The organism is Syntrophaceae bacterium, assembly GCA_013177795.1.
In the GTDB taxonomy this organism is placed as follows: domain Bacteria; phylum Desulfobacterota; class Syntrophia; order Syntrophales; family UBA2192; genus UBA2192.
In genome coordinates this window covers 177,920-197,606 of sequence record JABLXY010000001.1, presented here as the reverse complement: position 1 = coordinate 197,606, position 19,687 = coordinate 177,920, and the positions used below count along the sequence as shown (strand labels likewise).

General features: G+C 63.6%; 18 protein-coding genes. 12 read left to right on the top strand and 6 right to left on the bottom strand.

Features of this window, described 5'->3' with window-relative positions:
* The first annotated feature begins 136 nt into the window (after window positions 1-136).
* From HPY67_00850 to HPY67_00830, 5 genes are all read left to right on the top strand, one after another.
* Complete coding sequence (locus HPY67_00850; protein NPV03273.1) at window positions 137-1,255, top strand: ABC transporter substrate-binding protein; 1,119 nt, start codon at window positions 137-139, stop codon at window positions 1,253-1,255.
* Between the two features lie 75 nt (window positions 1,256-1,330).
* Complete coding sequence (locus HPY67_00845; protein ID NPV03272.1) at window positions 1,331-2,206, top strand: branched-chain amino acid ABC transporter permease; 876 nt, start codon at window positions 1,331-1,333, stop codon at window positions 2,204-2,206.
* A 1-nt stretch (window position 2,207) separates the two neighbouring features.
* Entirely contained in the window at window positions 2,208-3,092 is an 885-nt protein-coding gene (locus tag HPY67_00840) for a branched-chain amino acid ABC transporter permease (protein NPV03271.1), read from the top strand.
* Entirely contained in the window at window positions 3,085-3,834 is a 750-nt protein-coding gene (locus HPY67_00835; GenBank protein NPV03270.1) for an ABC transporter ATP-binding protein, read from the top strand. The genes HPY67_00840 and HPY67_00835 overlap by 8 nt, the downstream gene beginning before the upstream one ends.
* Window positions 3,828-4,538: an ABC transporter ATP-binding protein gene (locus tag HPY67_00830; GenBank protein ID NPV03269.1), complete on the top strand. Its 711-nt coding sequence runs from the start codon at window positions 3,828-3,830 to the stop codon at window positions 4,536-4,538. The genes HPY67_00835 and HPY67_00830 overlap by 7 nt, the downstream gene beginning before the upstream one ends.
* A 145-nt stretch (window positions 4,539-4,683) precedes the next feature.
* Here the strand turns inward: HPY67_00830 and HPY67_00825 are convergent, their stop codons facing one another.
* From HPY67_00825 to HPY67_00815, 3 genes are all read right to left on the bottom strand, one after another.
* Window positions 4,684-5,463: a SagB/ThcOx family dehydrogenase gene (locus tag HPY67_00825; GenBank protein NPV03268.1), complete on the bottom strand. Its 780-nt coding sequence runs from the start codon at window positions 5,461-5,463 to the stop codon at window positions 4,684-4,686.
* 64 nt (window positions 5,464-5,527) lie between these two features.
* The gene (locus tag HPY67_00820; protein NPV03267.1) at window positions 5,528-7,408 is read right to left on the bottom strand and encodes a tetratricopeptide repeat protein; all 1,881 of its coding nucleotides are present in this window, start codon (window positions 7,406-7,408) and stop codon (window positions 5,528-5,530) included.
* A gap of 33 nt (window positions 7,409-7,441) precedes the next feature.
* On the bottom strand, window positions 7,442-8,623 hold the full coding sequence (locus HPY67_00815) for a pyridoxal phosphate-dependent aminotransferase (protein NPV03266.1): 1,182 nt from the start codon (window positions 8,621-8,623) through the stop codon (window positions 7,442-7,444).
* 220 nt (window positions 8,624-8,843) lie between these two features.
* Here HPY67_00815 and HPY67_00810 point away from each other — a divergent pair, with 220 nt between their 5' ends.
* The 6 genes from HPY67_00810 (at window position 8,844) to HPY67_00785 (ending at window position 15,781) form a co-directional block, all read left to right on the top strand.
* Complete coding sequence (locus tag HPY67_00810) at window positions 8,844-9,737, top strand: MBL fold metallo-hydrolase (protein NPV03265.1); 894 nt, start codon at window positions 8,844-8,846, stop codon at window positions 9,735-9,737.
* Window positions 9,738-9,780: 43 nt separating this feature from the next.
* The gene (locus HPY67_00805) at window positions 9,781-10,455 is read left to right on the top strand and encodes an adenylate kinase (GenBank protein ID NPV03264.1); all 675 of its coding nucleotides are present in this window, start codon (window positions 9,781-9,783) and stop codon (window positions 10,453-10,455) included.
* A gap of 328 nt (window positions 10,456-10,783) precedes the next feature.
* Window positions 10,784-12,580, top strand: a complete 1,797-nt coding sequence (gene lepA, locus HPY67_00800) for an elongation factor 4 (GenBank protein ID NPV03263.1) — start codon at window positions 10,784-10,786, stop codon at window positions 12,578-12,580.
* A 136-nt stretch (window positions 12,581-12,716) separates the two neighbouring features.
* Window positions 12,717-13,874 (top strand): radical SAM family heme chaperone HemW, encoded by a 1,158-nt coding sequence (hemW, locus tag HPY67_00795; protein ID NPV03262.1) that lies wholly within the window; start codon window positions 12,717-12,719, stop codon window positions 13,872-13,874.
* A gap of 89 nt (window positions 13,875-13,963) precedes the next feature.
* Entirely contained in the window at window positions 13,964-14,053 is a 90-nt protein-coding gene (locus HPY67_00790) for an AURKAIP1/COX24 domain-containing protein (GenBank protein NPV03261.1), read from the top strand.
* Between the two features lie 210 nt (window positions 14,054-14,263).
* The gene (locus HPY67_00785; GenBank protein ID NPV03260.1) at window positions 14,264-15,781 is read left to right on the top strand and encodes a glycosyltransferase family 39 protein; all 1,518 of its coding nucleotides are present in this window, start codon (window positions 14,264-14,266) and stop codon (window positions 15,779-15,781) included.
* A 27-nt stretch (window positions 15,782-15,808) separates the two neighbouring features.
* Here the strand turns inward: HPY67_00785 and HPY67_00780 are convergent, their stop codons facing one another.
* The 3 genes from HPY67_00780 to HPY67_00770 all read right to left on the bottom strand — a co-directional run bounded on the left by HPY67_00780 (window position 15,809) and on the right by HPY67_00770 (window position 18,298).
* Window positions 15,809-16,321, bottom strand: coding sequence for a GtrA family protein (locus HPY67_00780; protein NPV03259.1), 513 nt, complete (start codon window positions 16,319-16,321; stop codon window positions 15,809-15,811).
* A complete protein-coding gene (locus HPY67_00775) occupies window positions 16,318-17,523 on the bottom strand; it encodes a glycosyltransferase family 9 protein (protein NPV03258.1) in 1,206 nt (401 codons plus the stop codon). The genes HPY67_00780 and HPY67_00775 overlap by 4 nt, the downstream gene beginning before the upstream one ends.
* 79 nt (window positions 17,524-17,602) lie before the next feature.
* Window positions 17,603-18,298: a phosphatase PAP2 family protein gene (locus HPY67_00770; GenBank protein ID NPV03257.1), complete on the bottom strand. Its 696-nt coding sequence runs from the start codon at window positions 18,296-18,298 to the stop codon at window positions 17,603-17,605.
* 261 nt (window positions 18,299-18,559) lie between these two features.
* Between HPY67_00770 and ydiK the strand changes: the two genes are divergently transcribed.
* Window positions 18,560-19,642, top strand: a complete 1,083-nt coding sequence (gene ydiK, locus HPY67_00765; protein ID NPV03256.1) for an AI-2E family transporter YdiK — start codon at window positions 18,560-18,562, stop codon at window positions 19,640-19,642.
* Window positions 19,643-19,687 lie beyond the last annotated feature (45 nt).

Sequence of the window (19,687 nt, the reverse complement as noted above, 5' to 3'; positions counted from 1 at the left end):
TCGACACGGAGCGCATGATACCACGGATCAACGTGCCGGTGCAGGGGGAATGCCCCGGCGCCCGGTCCCAGTTTTCTGTTGACACTCCCGGCCTTTCCTTATATTGAAACCGGGATTTCACCCTGGAGGTCAGGTCATGAAAAAGCTCGCCGCGCTTGTTGCCGTCATCGCGGTTGTCTCCACTGCGGCCGCCCCGCCCGCCCGGGCTGCCGACACCATAAAGATCGGCGCCGCCTTCGCCCTCTCGGGCAGCATCGCCGTCTACGGCGAGGGCTTCAAGAAGTGTGTCGATCTCGCCGTCGAGGAGATCAACGCCAAGGGCGGGATCAAGGGCAAGAAAATCGAGATCGTCTACGAGGACAACAAGAGCAACCCGAAGGACTGCGTCACGGCGGTCCGCAAACTCATCACCGTGGACAAGGTCCCCGTGATCTTCGGGCCTGCGGGCAGCTCGAACTTCATGGCCACGGCCCCCGTCGCCCAGGAGAACAAGGTCGTCCTGATCTCCGCCCAGGGCGCGGCCGTGGGACTGACCCGGGCGGGCGATTACATCTTCCGGGTCTTCCCCTCCGACACCCTGCAGGGACCGCACCTGGCCAAGCTCGCCATGAGCAAGGGCTACAAGAAGGTGCCCGTGATGTATGTGAACAACGACTGGGGCCTGGGTCTGAAGAACGCCTTCGTGGACGCGTACAAGAAGATGGGCGGCACGGTGACGGACCTCATCCCCTACGACGAGAAGAAGACGGACTACCGCACGGAGCTCCTCCGTGCCAGCAAGGGCAACCCGCCCGCCATCGTCAACCTGACCTACATCAACGAGGGCGCCGTGCAGTTCAAGCAGGCCTTCGAGATGGGCATCAAGACCCAGTGGCTCTGCGGCTCGGCCGCGAGGGCCCCCAAGATGGTGGAGCTGGCCGGCAAGGCCGCCGAGGGCGTGATCGGCACATACCCCTCGGTGCCGCAGAACACGAAGGCCTACCAGGCCTTCAAGGAGGCGTACAAGAAGAAATACGGCGACGACAAGATCCCCATCTTCGGCGACTACAATTACGACATGGTCTACCTCACCGCCAAGGCCATCGAAAAGGGAGGCTACACGGCCGACGGCATCCGCAAGGCCCTGCCCCAGGTCGCCAAGGGCTACAAGGGCGTCACGGGCGACAAGACCTTCGATGACGAGCGGAGCCCGAAATACGCGGAATACGGCATCTGGACCGTCAAAGACGGCAAGATCGAGGACTACAAGAAATAACCGGGAAACAGACAGCCATCGTGTTGCGCGGGAGGGTTCCGGCCGTCGTCACGGCCGGAACCTCCTTTTTTTCGCATGGATCCCATCAGCTACTATCTCCAGACCGCTCTCAACGGCGTCCTTGCGGGCTGCGTCTATGCCCTGTTCGCCATGGGCCTCACCCTGATCTACGGGGTGCTCAACTTCGTCAATTTCGCCCACGGCGAGCTGATCATGTGGGGGGCCTACTTCCTCTTCCTGTTCATGGGCGAGCCCTTCGGACTGCCCCTCTACGCCGCGCTGCCGCCCGCGCTGGCTCTCACGGGCTGCCTCGGGATCGCGATGGACTTCTCCGTGTTCCGCCACATCCGCCGGGCCAACCGCCTGACGCTGCTCATCGCGGCGATGGGGCTGTCCGTCTTTTTGCGCAACGCGGCACAGTTCTTCTGGGGCGCCGAGGTGAGAACCTACGGCCTCGAGGTCACGGCCGGGATGCGCATCCTCGGCCTCACCCTCACGACTCCGCAGATTGCCATCATCGCCGTCACGATTCTCTGCGTGGCCGCCGTCTACGTCCTCTTTTTCAAGTCCCGCCTCGGCAAGTCGATGCGGGCCCTCTCGGACAACCTGGACCTGGCCCGGATTTCCGGCATCGACACGAAGCGGGCGATCCTCGCCGCATGGGTCATCTCGGCGGTTCTCGCGGGCATCGGGGGGATCCTCCTGGCCCTCGACACGAACCTCTCCCCCGAGATGGGCGTCATCAACCTGATCAAGGCGTTCGCGGCGACCCTCATCGGCGGCGTGGGGAACCTCTGGGGCGCGCTGCTCGGGGGGCTTCTCATCGGCCTGGCGGAAAACCTGGGCGTGCTCTTCGTCTCCCCGAGCTACAAGGACGGCATCGCCTTCGTCATCATGGTGATCATCCTGCTGGCCCGCCCCTACGTCATCATCGGGGAGAGGAGCGACTGAGATGGACCTGCTCCTGCACCTCGCCATCGTCATCGCCATCTACACGATCTTCGCGCTGAGCCTGAACGTGGAGATCGGGTACACGGGCCTGTTCAACTTCGGCCACGTGGCCTTCTTCGCCATCGGGGCCTACACGTCGGCCCTGCTGACCCTCTCCGGCATCCCCTTCGCCGTCGGTCTCCTTGCGGGCCTGGCGCTGGCCGGCCTCTGCGGGTTTTTGCTCAGCATCCCCGCCCTCAAGCTCCAGGGGGACTACTTCGGGATCGCAACCCTCGGTTTCGGCGAGATCCTCCGGATGGTGGTCAACAACGAGGTCTGGCTGACCAAGGGGCCCATGGGGCTCCCCGGCATCCCGCGCCCCTCGCTCTTCGGCGTCGTGTTCGACACCCTGCCCGGCTACCTCGCCCTCTCGGGGGGCATGGCGCTGGCGACCTTCGCCGTCCTGTCCTTCGTCGTCCTGAGCCCCTTCGGCCGGGCCCTGAAGGCCGTGCGCGACGACGAGACGGCCGCGGAGATTCTGGGGAAGAACGCCTTCCGGTTCAAGATCAAGTCCTTTGTCATCGGGTCCGTGTTCGCGGCGCTTGCAGGGGTGCTCTGGGCCCACTACACGACCTTCATCAGCCCCGGCGACTTCACCCTCACCGAGACGATCCTCGTGCTGCTCATCGTCGTCATGGGCGGCAAGGGGACCTTCCTCGGGCCTGTCGTGGGCGCCGTCGTCCTGATCTTTTTCCAGGAGTCGGTGCGGTTCCTGCGCCTCCCGCCGGAGTGGACGCGCCTGCTGGGTCCGCTGCAGCAGATGGTCTTCGGCCTGCTGCTCATCGTCTTCATGGTTTTCAGACCCGAGGGGATCATCCGCGAAAAGGGGGGCCGGCGCGGTGATTGAGATCCGCAACGTCACGAAAACCTTCGGCGGCACGCGGGCCGTATCGGACTGCACGATCAGCCTCGAGGGACTCACGATCGCCGGGCTCATCGGCCCCAACGGCAGCGGCAAGACCACCCTGTTCAACCTCATCACGGGACTGCTCAGGCCCGACAGCGGGGAGATCCGCTTCCTCGGCAACCGGATCGACGGGCGCCTGCCACACGAGATGGCGCAGTTGGGCCTCATCCGGACGTTCCAGCTCTCGCGGGTTTTCCCCCGCATGACGGTGCTGGAGAACATGCTCCTCGCGCCCCAGGGGCAGACGGGGGAGCGGCTTCTGTCGCTGTTCCTGCGGCTGCCGGCGATCCGCGACGAGGAGTCGGAGAACCGCGAGCGGGCCCTCGACCTGCTCGATTTGCTGGGTCTCACGAAGCTGCACGACCAGTTCGCCGAAAACCTCTCCTACGGACAGCAGAAGCTCCTGGAGTTGGGAAGGGCGATCATGGCCCGGCCGAAGATGATCCTCCTCGACGAGCCGACGGCGGGGATCAATCCCACGCTCATCCGGACGATGATCGAGATGATCCTCAAGATGCGCGAGCGGGGCCAGGTGTTCTTCATCATCGAGCACAACATGGACGTGGTCATCGAGGTCTGCGAAAAGGTCTTCGTTCTCGACCACGGCGAGAAGATTGCCGAGGGCCGGCCTGAGGAGATCCAGAAAGACCCCCGCGTGATCGAGGCATATCTCGGATGTTGAGACTGGAAGCCACGGACATCTACGCCGGATACGGCAAGATCGAGGTCCTGCACGGGGCGTCCATCCGCGCGGCGGCGGGCGAGATCATCTGCATCATCGGTCCCAACGGTTCCGGGAAATCGACGCTCCTCAAGAGCGTCTTCGGGCTCATCAAGCCGACGAAGGGCACCGTGCGCTTCGACGGCAGGGACGTCACCCGGCTCGACCCCGAGCAGAAGGTGCCCCTCGGGATCGCCTTCATCCCCCAGGGACGCAACGTCTTCCCGTCACTGACGGTCCGGGAGAACCTCGAGATGGGCGGCACTGCGCTCAACAGCGAAAGGGCCGTCCGCCTGGCCATCGAGGAGGCCGTCGAGGCCTTCCCCCTCCTGAAGGGCAAGATGCGCGAGCGTGCAGGGAATCTCTCTGGGGGCGAGAAGCAGATTCTCTCGCTCGCCAGGGCCGACATGGTCAAGCCCGGCCTCATCCTTATGGACGAGCCCTCCATCGGCCTCTCCCCGAAAATGATCGACGAGGTGTACGACAAGATCAACGAGATCAACCGCCGAGGGACCACGTTCGCAATCGTCGAGCAGAACGCCCGCAAGGCCCTGTCGATCGCCCACCGCGGCTACGTGCTGGACCTGGGGCAGACGCGTCTCGAGGACACGGGCGCCGGGCTTCTCGACAACGAGGAAGTCAAGAAGCTCTACCTGGGCGGCTGAACATCGTCGAAGCAAACGGCCTCCTCCGCTCCGGCACAACACGGCAATCGGGCTCCGTCGCCGCCCGCGGCCATGCTCCATCCGAAACGGGGTTGGGAATTTCCCCGGGCACGCCGTGCAACGTCGCGCCGCGTCGGGCTGACGCTCAGGCCGCATCCGTCTTCCGCCGTTTGCCGACGGATGCCAGGTAGATCGTGAACTCCTCCTTGCCGTCGACGCGCAGGAGGCGGTCCATCGCCTCCTGGTCGTATGCGGCAACCGCGCAGGTCCCCGCCCCGATGGCCTCGCAGGCCAGGTAGAGATTCTGGCAGACGTGGCCTGCATCCAGCGCGATGACCTTGGCGGCGGCCAGGCTGTAGCGCCACTCCATGCGGTAGGGGACGGCCGTCCAGACGAAGGTCACCGCCGCCTGTTCCGGGTAGGGCTGCCCGAAGATGGCGCCAACGATCTTCGACCCGATGTTCTCGTCGGCGCGCTCGAGAAGGAGCTGGTGTTCGAGGGGGAGGTAACGGTATATCCCCGCCAGAAGCCCCTTCACCCTGACCACTCCCAGGTAGGTCTCGAGGGCGTGCCGGCACCCGGCCGAAGGAACCGTCCGGTAGGCGTGGCCCTCGTCCACCTTCGTCCGAATCCCCTGCGTCGCCCAGAGCAGAAAGCTCAGCTCGTCGAGGGAGAGTTCCTGGCGGGTGTAGACGCGCCGGCTCTTGCGGTTCCGGATCGCCTTCGCCAGGTCGACGCCCGGGATGTCGCGCCACTGGCCGAACTTGGCCAGGTCGATCCGGACAGCCTCCGGGGAAAACGGCTTTTCGATCGGAGGCGGGGCAACGCCGCGGTTCTGGTCGGTCTGGGAAAAATCCACCTGCTTCCGGATGCTGTCTTTCAGAAAATACCGGAACTGCTCCAAGATCTTCCTGTCCGCTGGCATAACGGAGAAACTCCTTTTCATTCTCTCCCGGCGTTCGCCTGGGTACACGCTTCCCGCCGTCCGATCACTGCCGCTTCTGCTGTCCCTGGAGAAGGTCGAGGCTTCGCCGAGCCTCTGTGAAGTTCGGCTTGATTCGCAGGGCCTCCCGAAAATGAAAGGCTCCCTCCGTTTTTCGGCCCTGCAACACAAGGACTCGCCCCAGATCGTTATGGGCCTCGGCGTAATTCGGTCTCAAGGCCAGAGCCGCCCTGAAATGCTGCGCTGCATCTTCCAGGCGGCTCTGATTTGCGAGGACAATCCCGTAGTTGTAGTGAAAACCGGCATTGGAGGGCTCGATCCGAAGGGCTTTCTCACAGTGTGATGCCGCTTCCGCAAACCGCCCTTGCGAAGCCAGAAGAATGCCTAGGTTGTTGTGAGCCCCCGCGTACCCCGGCCGAATCCTGATCGCCTCGCGGTAATGGCGTTCCGCATCGTCCTGCATCCTCCGGGCAGCGTAGTAATTCGCAAGATTATAATGCGTGCTGGAGAAGTTGGGATTGATGCGAATCGCCTCGCGATAATGGTCCGCAGCCTCCTCGCTTCGACCCATCCGGCTCAACGCAACTCCCAGGTTTGTATGCGCCAGATAGTTGCCCTCAGTGACCCGCAGCGTGTGCTCGAAGAGCACCACGCTGTTTTGCCAGCGTGAAACCTGTTGCCAGCTCAACACGATGAGTGCCAAGAGAACCAGGCCTGCCGCCGGGGCAAGCAGGAGCCCCCGGTGCCGGGACCGTTGGGCGAGATCGCAGGCCCCCCAGGCAATAATGATAAAGAGACCGATCAGGGGGACGTAGGTATATCGGTCTGCCATGGCGTGTTTTCCCACCTGGATGATGCCGGAAACCGGTGCGAGGGTGATCAGGTACCAGAACCATCCTGTTGCAAGGTAGGAATAACGCCGCGCGAAATACAGGGCCGCCGCCGATGCCGCGGTCAGGAACGTTCCCGCCAAAAGGGCCTTGCCGATGGAGACGTCCAGCCCGGGATGGGGGTAGAACGGTGCCAGACCGATAGGCCAAATCGTCTGACCCAGATAGGCCACCGTCGAGATGCATGCATTCGAAGCCCGCACCCACAGCGGCCAATCCCTGAATAAAGACCCCTCGGCGCGTCCCTGGACGGCGATCGCCAGAATCCCGAAGATCAGTGACAGGGCAAACAAGGGGCTCTTTTCCCAGAAAAGCCGTTTTACGACGCGTCTTCCGCCTGGCGGTTCTTTCTCGATTGTCTTGGACGCTTTCTTTTTCTTTGACAGTGCTGCAGGATCTCGCCTCTGCAACATGGCCATGCGACCCAGGGGCCAGAAATCGAGAAGCAAGAGCACAAGAGGAAGTGTCACGAAGGTGGGTTTCGACATCAGGCTCAAGAGGAAGAAGGCGAGGACAGCCAGGCCGTAAGGCCATCCCGGCCTCCTCACATAACCGAGATAGGCCAGAAGAGACAGCAAAAAGAAAAACGCGCTGAGCACGTCCTTGCGTTCGGCCGCCCAGACCACGGATTCGACGTGCAGCGGGTGCAGGGCGAACAGCGCTGCCACGAACGCGCTCCTGCGGACGGCTCCCGTCATCCCTGAGAGCAACAGGAACAGAATGACCGTGTTGGCTGCGTGCAGGATCACGCTGGAAAGATGATGTCCCCCTGCCCAGGCACCGTATAACTGCCAGTCGAGCATGTGAGACAGCCATGTGAGCGGGTGCCAGAAATCAGCGTAGGTGGTCGTGAATGCCCAGAGGATTCCACGGACCGTCACTCCAGCACGAACATGGGGGTTCTGGGAGACGTAGAGCTCGTCGTCAAGATTGATGAAATCGTGGTGACGTACCTGCCAGAAAACGGCTATTGTCAGGCCGGCAAGAAGGAGGCCAAGGACGATCTTTTCCTTACGCAAGGTGAATCGAGATGCCATGGCGCCAACTGTGCCGTTTCCTTCCCGCCCGTTTTATCGATACTGCCGGATGACCTCGCCGAATCCCTTCATGGCGCTGACGATCGTCCGGTCCTCAACACAGTAAGCGATCCGGAAATAGCCGGGCGCCCCGAAACCGCTCCCGGGCACGGTGAGGATGTTCTTTTTCTGCAGGACCCGGACGAACTCCACGTCGTCCGCAATCGGAGACTTCGGGAAGAGGTAGAAGGCTCCCTCGGGCTTCGTGAATTCGTATCCGTGTGCCGCCAGGCCGTCGCACAGGAGATCCCGCTTTCTCTGGTATTCCCCCACGTTGACCTTTGACTCGAGGAGTTTCGTCAGGACCCTCTGGATGAAGGCCGGCGCGTTGACGAACCCGAGCATGCGGTTGCACATGACGAGGCCGCCCAGAAGGAGTTCGAGGCTGTCGGTTGCCGGGTTCACGGCAATGAAGCCGATCCGCTCGCCGGGAATGGAGAGGGTTTTCGAGTAGGAGTTCGCGATCAGGGTGTGCCGGTAGGCCTTGAGCAGTCTCGGGACCTCGACGCCGTCGTAGACGATCTTGTCGTAGGGCTCGTCGGAGATCAGGTAAAGGGTGCGGCCGTATTTTTTCCCCTTGTCCTCCAGGAGCGATGCCAGGGCCCGGATCGACTGCTCGTCGTAGACACGGCCCGTGGGGTTGTTGGGCGTATTGATGAGGATCGCCTTCGTTTTCTCCGTGACGGCCTCCTCGACGGCCCAGAGGTCGAGAGAAAAATCCTCCTTTGTCCTCACCAGTTTCGCCACGCCGTTGTGGTTGTCCACGTAGGCCCGGTACTCGACGAAAAACGGAACGGGGATGATGACCTCGTCGCCCGGGTCGAGCAGGGTCTTCAGGATCACGTTGAGGGCACCGGCGGCCCCGCAGGTCATGATGACATGATCCTGCCCGAGTGCAACGCCGTGCTCGCGCGAGAGTTTCTCCGCCACGGCCGCCCTCGTCTCCGGGAACCCCGCGTTGGGCATGTACCCGTGCACCCCCGGCCGTTCGTCCTTCGCCACCTCCAGCATCGCCTTCTTGAGCTCGGGGGGAGGAGGCACGTTCGGGTTGCCGAGGCTGAAGTCGAAGACGTTCTCCGCGCCGAACTGCTGCTTGAGGCGGATGCCGTCCTCGAACATCTTGCGGATCCAGGAGGATTGGGTGATCATGGCCTCGATCTTCTTCGACACCGCCATGGGGATCTCCTTTCATCAAAAAACAGGCATGAGGCTACAGGCATCGGGAATGGCCGGAGTGCCTCCTCTGTTTTCCCGACGCGCAGTGCCGGGTGCCTGATGCCTGTTTTGACTAGCACATCCGCCGAATGCCCGTCAACAGGAGAGTCCCGAAACTGCTTGACATTTCAAAGCCCTTCTTCTAACATGCCGTCCGGCTCGGAGGGGGGGTGAAGGGGCCATGATCATCCGGAAGGCCGGTAAAATCGTCGAGGGTCTTTACGCGCTGGCGGACATCGACCTGCCCGCTTGGCTCGTGACGGCCGAGACCCCTGCCCTCTTCGACGCGGGAATCACCTTCATGGGGCCGTCCTACCTCCGGGAGATCCGCCGCTACCTCGGCGACGAGAGCCGCCTGCGCTGGGTCTTCATCACCCACGCACACTTCGACCACGCCGGAACGGCCCCCTACCTCAAGCGCCGCATCCCCGGCCTCAAGGTGGCCGCGAGCCGCCTGGCGGCCGATATCCTCAAGAAACCCAACGCCGTCAACCTGATCCGGAGCCTCAGCCTGGATTACGAGCAGCAGCACAAGTCGCTGTTCGGGGAGGAGAACGTCTTCTTCGACGGGCTCGAGGTGGACCGGACACTCGAGGACGGCGAGACCGTCGACCTCGGAGGCGGCTGGAGCTTCCGGGTTATCGCCACGCCGGGCCATACCCGGGACGGTATCTCCTTTTACTTCCCGGGCATCAGGGCCCTCATCTGCGGCGAGGCCGCGGGGGTGCCCGACCGCAATTTCAGGATTCACCCGGAGTTCCTGGCCAGCTACAGGGACTACGTGTCTTCCCTCGAGAGGCTGGCCGCCCTGGATACCGAGATCATCATGCTGAGCCACCACTACGTGCTGACCGGGGAAGACGCCCGGGGCTACCTGAAGAAATCTCTCGAGAGCACCCTCGCCTTCGCGGAAAGGATCCGGAACTATCTCGCCGAATCCGGGGGCGACCAGGAGAGCGTCGTCCGGCGGATCTTCAAGGAAGACCACCAGGACACGGGCGCCATCCAGCAGGCTGAGCGGCCCTATCTGATCAACCTCGCGGCCAAGGTGAAAGCCGTGGCCGAGAACAGATAAAGGGAGAGAGTCCAACGATCACCACGAAAGGAGCGAGAGGCACATGAACATCCTGATATTCGGACCCAACGGCAGCGGCAAAGGGACCCAGGGCGCCGTCATCCAGAAGAAGTACGGCGTTCCCCACATCGAGACGGGCGTGATCTTCCGCGAGAACATCGCCAAAGGGACGGAACTCGGCAAGAAGGCGAAAGCCTACATCGACAAGGGCGACCTGGTGCCCGACGACATCACGATCCCCATGATCCTGGACCGGCTCCAGGAGCCCGACTGCGCGAAGGGCTGGCTCCTCGACGGGTTCCCCCGCAACCTCGCACAGGCCGAGGCCATGTGGAAGGCCCTGCAGGAGCGGAACATGAAGCTCGATTTCGTCGTCGAGATCCTGCTCGACCGCGACATCGCCAAGAAGCGCATCATGGGCCGGAGGCTCTGCCCCGTCGACAACAACCACCCGAACAACATCTACATCGACGCCATCAAGCCCGCCGAGAAGAACGGCAAGATGGTCTGCCGGGTCTGCGGCGCCGAGAACCTCAAGACCCGGGCCGACGACCAGGACGAGGCCGCGATCGACAAGCGCCACGGCATCTACTACGACACCAAGACGGGGTCGCTCGCCGCCGTGAACTTCTTCAAGCAGCGCGTGAAGGTCATCGAGGTGGACGGCACCCCCGGCGTGAAGGAGGTCTCTGAAACCCTCTTGAAAAAACTGGGTTGATTTCTTCGTTATTTCAACGTATAAGCATAATCCTCCCGCCGGGGTTCTCCCGACGGGAGGATTTTTTTATCTCGAAGACCGCGTGATACAGTCCGGCAAGACTCGTTACGTTGACTCGAGGCGATCGGGCGGGATTCTGGACAGCGAAGTGAGACGCGATTTGGGTAAGCGTTCTTCGCGAAGCGGAGCGGCTGCAGCGCAAACTGTTTGAGCCCGGAGGGCGATTTTTTGCGCCTGCAGCGGAGCGAGCGTGAGAACGGTCCAAAACCGTCTATTCGCGGAAGGAATGCCGCCCGAGCGCGTCCAGCAACCTCAAGAATCGAGAACGATGAAACACATCCGCAACTTCAGCATCATCGCCCACATCGACCACGGCAAGTCGACCCTGGCCGACCGGCTCATCCAGCACACGGGAATGATCGAGGAACGAAATTTCCGCGACCAGATCCTCGACAACATGGACATCGAGCGCGAGCGCGGGATCACGATCAAGAGCCAGGCCGTCACGCTGCCCTACCGGGCCAGGGACGGGCAGGACTACGTTCTCAACCTCATCGACACGCCGGGCCATGTGGATTTCACCTACGAGGTCTCGCGGTCGCTCGCCTCCTGCGAGGGGGTGCTGCTGCTCATCGACGCCTCCCAGGGCGTGCAGGCGCAGACGATCGCCAACCTCTACCTCGCCATGGAGCACAACCTGGCCGTCATCCCCGTCATCAACAAGATCGACCTACCGACGGCGGACGTGGAGCGCGTGCTCGAGCAGATCGACGGCGAGCTGGGTCTCGACCCCTTCAGCCACATCAAGTGCTCCGCCAAGCAGGGGATCGGCATAGAGGATGTCCTGGAGGCCATCGTCGAGAGAATCCCACCGCCGAACGGCGACCCCGAAAAGCCCCTCTCCGCCCTCATCTTCGACGCGCAGTACGACTCATTCCGGGGCACAGTCATCCACTGCCGCGTCTTCAACGGCGCGGTGAAGCCGGGCGACATCATCCGGTTCATGTCCACGGGCTCCACGTACAGGGTCGAGGAGGTGGGCCGCTTCGCACTGACCCGCGTGAAAAAGGACCTCCTGTCCGCGGGCGAGGTGGGGTACATCATCGCCGGCGTCAAGACCGTCTCCGACGTTCGGATCGGCGACACGATCACGGGGGATGACCGGCCTGTCGAGAAGCCCCTGCCGGGCTTCAAGGAAATCAAGCCCGTCGTCTTTTCGTCCATCTACCCGATCTCCTCGGAGGATTACGAGGACCTCGCCGTCGCGCTGGAAAAGTACAAGCTCAACGATGCCGCCCTGGTCTACACGAAGGATTCCTCCGCCGCCCTGGGGCTGGGGTTCCGCTGCGGGTTCCTGGGGCTGCTGCATCTCGAGATCGTCCAGGAGAGGCTCGAACGGGAGTTCGGCCAGTCCATCATCCTCTCCGTGCCGAGCGTCCGCTACCGCTTCACCCTCAAAAACGGCAGTGTCGTTTACGTGGACAACCCCTCGAACTACCCGGACCCCGCATCGATCGAGAAGGCAGAGGAACCGTTCATCCGTGCCACCATGATCATGCCCGAGAAGTACCTCGGGGCCGTCATGAAGCTCTGCACGGAGAAGCGGGGCGCCAATTCGACCATGAATTACCTGAGCCCGGGGCGGGTGGAGCTCGTCTACGAGATGCCGCTGGCCGAGGTCCTCTTCGACTTCTACGACCGATTCAAGACCGTGACCCAGGGCTACGGCTCCTTCGACTACGACCTGATCGACTACCGGGAGGGAAAGCTCGTCCTGCTCGACATCCTCGTCAACGGGGAAAAGGTCGATGCGCTGTCCCAGATCGTCCACCGCGACAACGCGCGCCAGCGCGGCGTGCATGCCTGCGAGAAGCTCAAGGACGAGATCCCGCGCCAGCAGTTCAAGATCGCGATCCAGGGTGCGATCGGGGGCGAGATCATCTCCCGCTCCACGATCAGCCCCTTCCGCAAGGATGTCACGGCCAAGTGCTACGGAGGCGACATCACGCGAAAGCGCAAACTCCTGGAGAAGCAGAAGAAGGGCAAGAAGCGGATGAAGATGGTGGGAACCGTGAGCATCCCCCAGAGCGCCTTTTTGGCCGTCCTGCAGTCGGACAATGACTGATCGAAAGAGGAAGTTGAGAAGTTTTGAAGTTGTGAAGTGAGGACAAAAATCGGAAACGCGACTCGAAGCTGTTGTCTCCGGCTTCCCAGCTTCTCAGCTTCTCAGCTTCCCAGCTTCGTCAGCACGAAGAGATGACATGACTCGCGCGAAAGAGGATAGCCATGGCGGACCCGAGAATGCGGGCCTCTACGTCCACGTCCCCTTCTGCCGCTCGAAGTGCGTCTACTGCGACTTCTATTCGGTCACGGATCTCTCCGGGGTGCAGGAATGGTACAAGGCGCTCCTTGTCGAGATGACGTTCCACGGAGACTTTGCCGCGGCCTTCGACACGGTCTACATCGGCGGGGGCACCCCCTCGTGCCTGCCCTCTGGCCTGCTGCCGGATCTCCTGAAACGCATCCGGTCCGCCCTGCCGGTCAGCGCCGACGCCGAGATCACGGTGGAAGTCAATCCCGGGGACGTCGATGCATCATCCCTGGCGCGCCTGCGCGAAGCCGGCTTCAACCGGGTGAGCATCGGGGTGCAGTCCTTCGATGACGGGATCCTGTCTTTCCTCGGGAGGCGTCACGGTGGGCGCGAGGCGCTCCATGCAATCGACGCGGCGCGCCGCGCCGGTTTCACGAATCTTTCCGTTGACCTCATCTACGGCATTCCAGGCCAGTCCCACGCGTTGTGGCGGCGGACCCTGGAGACCGCCCTGGGCTTCGAACCCGAGCACCTCTCCTGCTACGAGCTGACCCTCGAGCGGGGCACCCCGCTGCACTGCCGCGTCGAGACGGGCCATACACCCCCTCCTCCGGCTGAAGAGGAGGCATACCGGTTCTTTTCGTCGACCTCGATCTTCCTCGAGGCGAACGGCTTCCTCCATTACGAAGTTTCCAATTTCGCACGCGGCGAGGACCGCATTTCCCGCCACAACCACAAGTACTGGGATCACTCGCCGTACCTCGGCCTGGGTCCGGCGGCGCACTCCTTTCGCACAAACCGGCGATGGTGGAATCACCGCTCCCTGGACCGCTATATCCGCGACATTCGCCAGGGTCGGGTTCCGGCCGCGGGTCAGGAGGAACTCTCGCAGGAGGAACTGCAAACGGAGGCCCTCTACTTCGGCTTCCGGACAAGGCGGGGGATCGACGGCCCCGCGTTCAGGGAACGGTACGGTCTGGACTTGTTCGCGCAGAAAGGCGCCGTCCTGCGCCGCATGCGGGCGGAAGGTCTCATCCGGATCGACGGGGAGTTCCTCTGCCCGACGCGCAGCGGGCTGGCGGTAGCCGACCGGCTCTGCCTGCTGTAGTGGATTCAAGGAATTGCTTGATTCCTGACGAAGAATATGAGAATAAACAGCGCTTGGAAATCGGCAGGATCACTCTCGCGAGGTGAACGATGGGCAGTGTCGTCAAGAAGAGAAGAAAGAAGATCAGCAAGCACAAGTATCGCAAGCGCTTGAAGGCCAACCGGCACAAGAAGCGCTAGCGCCTTCGGGGGGATCCCGCGGCCGGGCCGTGGGCCCCCTCGCTGCCGCATCCCGCCGGAACAATGGGCATACGGATCGACGGCGCTGCGGCTTGACAGACGCAGCGAGAAACGGCGGCCCCGGCGGCAGGTCAGTGTCCCAAACCGGGGCTGTCCGGGCGCGAAGCGTCAGGCCCCCGCGGCGGCATCCGGACGATCGGGATTGGGTCCATGGTGATCACGCCCCGCGAAAAACGGATACTCTCCTTCGTCGCCGCACTCTTCGCCTACCGGCTGCTCACGATCCACACAATCCAGCTCGCCCCCGACGAGGCTTACTACTGGTATTGGGGTGTGCACCCCTCGTTGTCCTACGCCGATCACCCGCCCATGGTGGCGTGGATCATGGCGCTCTTCACGGCCTTGGGGGGCGACACGGAGCTCTTCGTCCGCCTCGGCGGATTTCTCCTCTCCGCCGCGGCCCTGTTCTTCCTCTGGGACACCGCCCGCACCCTCTTTCCTGCCCTGCGCGATCTTGCCGGCGACGTTCTTCTCGCCCTCAACGCGACCCTGCTCTTCCCCGCGGGCAGCATCGTCCAGACTCCCGACACGCCCATGCTCTTCTTCTGGGCCGCCGCCGTGTGGTGCGGAAGCCGCATCGCGGCCGGCGGATCCGCCCGGTGGTGGTACGGATGGGGGGCGGCCCTGGGCCTGGGCCTCCTGAGCAAGTACACCATGATCCTGCTCGTTCCCTGCACGTTTGGGTTTCTCGTGCTCTGCCCGTCCCTTCGGTACTGGCTCATCCGGAAGGAGCCCTGGATTGCCCTTGCGCTTGCCCTCTTGCTGTTCACGCCCGTCCTGTACTGGAACTGGCAGCACGACTGGCTCTCCTTCACGTACCAGCTCCGGCAGGGCTTCACGCCGAAGCCGAAGGCCGCCGCGCTGAAGATCCTGGAATACGTCGGCGGCCAGGCGGGCGTCGTCACCCCGGTTCTCTTCCTTGCCTTCACCGCCTACAGCGTCAAGGCCATCCGGCTCTGCATCGAAAAGGAATGCCCGGCGCACCTCTACCTCCTTTGCCTGTCGTTGCCCGTCATTCTCTTCTTCGGCATCTCCACGTCCCTGGGCAAGGTCGCCGAGGCGAACTGGCCCGCGCCGGCCTACATTTCCGGTTTCGTTCTCGCCGGGGCCGTTTTCCGCGGCTTCTGCGCATCCCGGCCCTTTCACCGGCGCATGCTCGTTGCCGGTCTCGTCCTCGGCCTTCTCGCCGGGCTCGTGGTACAGACACACCTGATGAGTCCGTTCCTCCCGATTCCGCCGGAAAAGGACCAGAGCAGACAGTTCCACGGCTGGCGGGATCTCGGGGAGCGGATAAGCCGCATCATGGTCGAGCGGCCGTCCGAACGGGGCTACATCCTCGTCTCGGACAAGGGAACCACGGCGGCTCAGGCCGTCTTCTACAGCGGGGACCGCCTGACGGGGCTCGACCTCTTCCAGCCCGAACGGTATGCCTTCCTGGGGGATCTGTCGAGCCTGCGGGGGCGTGATGCGGTCCTGGTGCTGCACGGTGCGGACGAGGCAGGCCTGAAGCGGTACGAGGGGTATTTCGACGCCCTCGAACCCGCGGGAGCGCACGATGCGGTGTTCCGCGGCGTGAGGATCGAACGCCTCAGCGTCCGGCTTTACGTCGCACGGGGCTTCGTGGGGAGCTGGGCGCCGAAAGGAGGGGGCGAGAAGGCAAGAAGGTGAAAGGGTTGGGGGAGATCCCTCTTGCCCTCACGGCTTCTCGCTGCCTTTGCCGGCGCGCACCCGGAACGTCCAGACGTGGTTGATCACGTAGTTCAGGACCGCCGAAATGCCGATGGCGAAGAGATTGGCCAGCTCCAGGAACATGTACTGCTTCAAGATGTTCGTGAAGAGGATCTGCAGCCCTATGGCAAGCGAGCAGGACATGCAGTACTGGAGGAACTGGACGAAGACGGACACCCGTCCGTGGACCTTTCTGTCGCCCCACGTCCAGGCCCGGTTCCAGAGGAAGTTGTGCAGCGTGGCGATGAAGATGGCCGTCAGCAGGGCGAGATTCTCCCGGATGTGCGGGGAAGCGATGCCCTGGTACACGAACCGGTTGGAGAAATGAAGGACACCGACGTTGACGACGGTTCCGGCAAACCCGACGGTGCCGAATTTCGCAAAGCGCTGCCTCACCAGCCACGTGCCGCCCGGCAGCCTGGAGACGGCGTCCTTGACGGCCTTCTTGACCCGCATCAGCCCGCGCATCAGTTCGCTCATCCCGCCGGCTCCTGACCCAGCATCTCCAGCGCGCAGGCCAGCACGGTCTCCGGCGAGATGACCTTGAGGCACCGGTTGTCCCCGTCGCAGGGTGAGTTGCGGTGGTTGTAGGCCGTCAGGCAGGGCGAGCAGGCGATCCCGCTGAAAAAGACCTTTGCACGCGTGCTGTTGGGACCGTACAGGGCGGGCGTCTCGGGCCCGAAGAGGAGAATCGAGCGGATCGGCGTCATGACGGCAAACTGCCCGGGGCCCCCGTCGTTGGTGACGAGCAGCGACGCGAGATGGAAGATCACCAGGAGCTCCCGGATCGTTTTCGTGTACCCGGTCATGTCGATGCAGAGGGGACTTCTGCAATGGTCCTGGATGGCTTTCGCGAGGTTCTTGTCCGCCGGCAGGCCGATGACGGAGACGACACAACCCTTCTCCACGAGCGCCTCCGCCAGGCGGAAGAAATGCCCGAGGGGCCAGGCCCGGATCGGGAGGATGCCCCCGCTCGGGTAGATCAGCACGAGTTTTCTGCCCTCGATCACCGGGTAATCGCTGCGAAGCCTTTTCTCCATGGCCTCCAGTTCGCCCGGTTTGAGCCGCAGCCCGGGGGCCTCCTTCGGGATGCGGCCGTCGGTTTCGAACTTGTTCTTCGGGACCGTCGAGGACTCCATGGCATCGACGAGCGCCAGGAACTGCTCACTGATGTGGCGGTAGGGGTTGTAGAGGACGGGGCGGTTGATGAAGCTCCCCCGGTAGAGCCCCTCCATGGTGTGGCGGTGAAAGCCGACCCGGATCGGTGCCCGTGTGAACCAGGAGAAGATGCTGCTCACCCGGGCGAAGAGCTCGCAGTCGATGACGGCGTCGAAGCGCAGCTCCCGCATGCGGCGGATTACGGCCAGGCTGTCCCCCGCGAGCCCCGCGAAAGAGCGGTCGCTGAGCGTCAAGACGTTCTCCGGCGGGATGACCTCCAGGAGGTCCAGGATCTCCCGGTTCTTCTCGAAGACCAGGGCGTAAATCGAGGCCTGGGGGTACTTCTCCCGAAGCCGCCGGAACATGGAGGCGCCGAGCACGAGGCTCCCCATCTCCGAAAGCAAAATGACCAGGATTCTCCCCGGCGGCCATGCAGGCGCCCGGCCTCCCGGGAACAGGGAGAGCAGCCGGCAGATCAGCGGCCCGAGCGCCTGGTCGATTCTTCTCTGCGATCCGACATCCATTTCAGCCTGAAATTTTTCCCTTTCCCCTGCACGAGGCCCGGCCGGCCTGCCCGACCCCGCCCGGCCTATGAGAAGGCAATCAGCAAGCCGGTGAGTGCCCCTGCAGGCCCTCCCGGTCGAGCCGGAATGCGTGACAGAGCACCACGCCCGTGAGGTAGACCAGGACGCCAGACCAGATAATGTCCGTCAGGAAATGCCCGCCCTGGATCATTCTCCCCAATCCCATGAGCCCGCCGTAGAGAACGCCCGCCGCGAGGGCCTTCAGGGCCCACCCGGGCGCCCGGCGCCTCAGCACGAAGAAAGGCGCCATCAGGAAAAACCCGATGGCCGCATGGCCCGAGGGGAAAGATCTCCCCTGCCCGGCTCGTCCCGGGTCCCATGCGTGCCGATAGACTTCCGTGCCCCCGAACTGCGCGATGTCCGCGGGCCGGGGTCGGCCCCAGTGATCCTTGAACACCGTGTTCACGATCAGGCCCGGTCCCAGGGCGAGAAAGACCACGATGAAGAGTGCCGCCCTTCTCTCCCGGCGGACCCGCTCGACGAAGAAGCTCAGCACGAAAACGGCCCCGGCGGCCGCCGCGAGGACGAGGCCGGGAATGTTGCCGTAACGGTAGAGGAAGGCCCAGGGCTGATCGTTGCCCTGCGGCCAGCCGACGCCCGGCACGTGGAAGTAGGATGCGATGGCCAGATCGGCGCCGGCCGCACCGAGGGCGACGGTGATCGCCGCGGCGGCCACGAGGGGGATGAGAAACTCGGCTGCAAGACGTTTCGGCATATCGCTGCATGAAAAAAAGGGCCTCCCGGGAGGCGCCTTGTCGTCGCGGTCAATAAACCACAGCTGCCCGGCCGAGTCAACTTCTTTACCGTTGCGTCTCGGCTCACGACCGCTCCGGGGGCCCGCCCGCGGCCGGTCTTCCCCCTTGACAGGGATTTCGATTTTCCGCAGAGTAGCTCATCCGGTCCCCATGGGGGGCCGGCACGGCGGCAGCGCGGCAGAAGGCCCGCACCCGGCATCCCCAAAGGAAGGAGGACTCCCTTGACGCCCACACCGCCCACGCAGGACCTGGCCCGCACGACACTGGCGGTTCTCTTCATCGGGGTGCTGATCGCAGCCAACGTGTGGATTCTGAAGCCCTTCCTCCCGCCGCTCTTCTGGGCGGTCATCATCGTCGTGGCGAGCTGGCCGATCCTGCTGAGACTGCAGTCGCTCTGCGGCGGCAGACGGGGAATCGCCGCGGCCGCGATGACGTTGGGGCTGCTCACCCTGCTGATTGTCCCGATCCTCCTGGCCGTCGTCACCATCCTGGACAACGTGGAGCGGGCAGCGGCCCTCTTGAAGACGCTCGAGAGGGAGGGTTTGCCCCCGATGCCCGGATGGGTGACGGGAATTCCCGTCGCCGGCCCCAGGATAGCAGAGTGGTGGAACGAACTCGCCTCAACCGGGCGGGAGGGTCTTGCGGCGCAGCTGGCCCCCCATCTCAAGGAGATCGTCAGCTGGTTCGTCGATCAGGCAGGCGGGATGGGCTTGATGATCGTCCAGTTCCTTCTCACCGTCGTCATCGCCGCCATCCTCTATTCCGGCGGGGAATCGGCGGCGGAGGCCGTTCGGCTCTTTGCCCGCCGCCTGGCCGGGCGGAGGGGCGACGAGGTTGTTCTCCTTGCCGGGAAGGCCATCCGCGGGGTGGCGCTCGGGGTGGGGTTGACCGCCCTGGTCCAGTCCGTCCTGGGCGGCATCGGCCTGGCGGTGGCCGGCGTTCCCGCCGCGACGGTTCTAACGGCGGTCATGTTCCTGCTGTGCATCGCGCAGCTGGGGCCCGCACCCGTCCTGGTCCCTGCCGTCATCTGGCTCTTCTGGAGCGGTGAGACGCTCTGGGGCAGCGTCCTCCTCATCTGGACACTGATCGTGGTCACCCTGGACAACGTCCTGCGGCCCCTTCTCATCAAGCGAGGCGCCGATTTGCCCCTGCTGCTGATCTTTGTCGGCGTGATCGGGGGGCTCGTCGCCTTCGGCATCATCGGCATCTTCATCGGGCCCGTCGTGCTGGCCGTGACATACACGCTGTTGAGCGCATGGGTCTCGCAGAACGGTTCGGAGAGCGACCGGGAACCCGGCGGCTGAGAGGCTGTGTCGCAATAGGGAGTAGGGGCTGAGTTCTTTGACAAA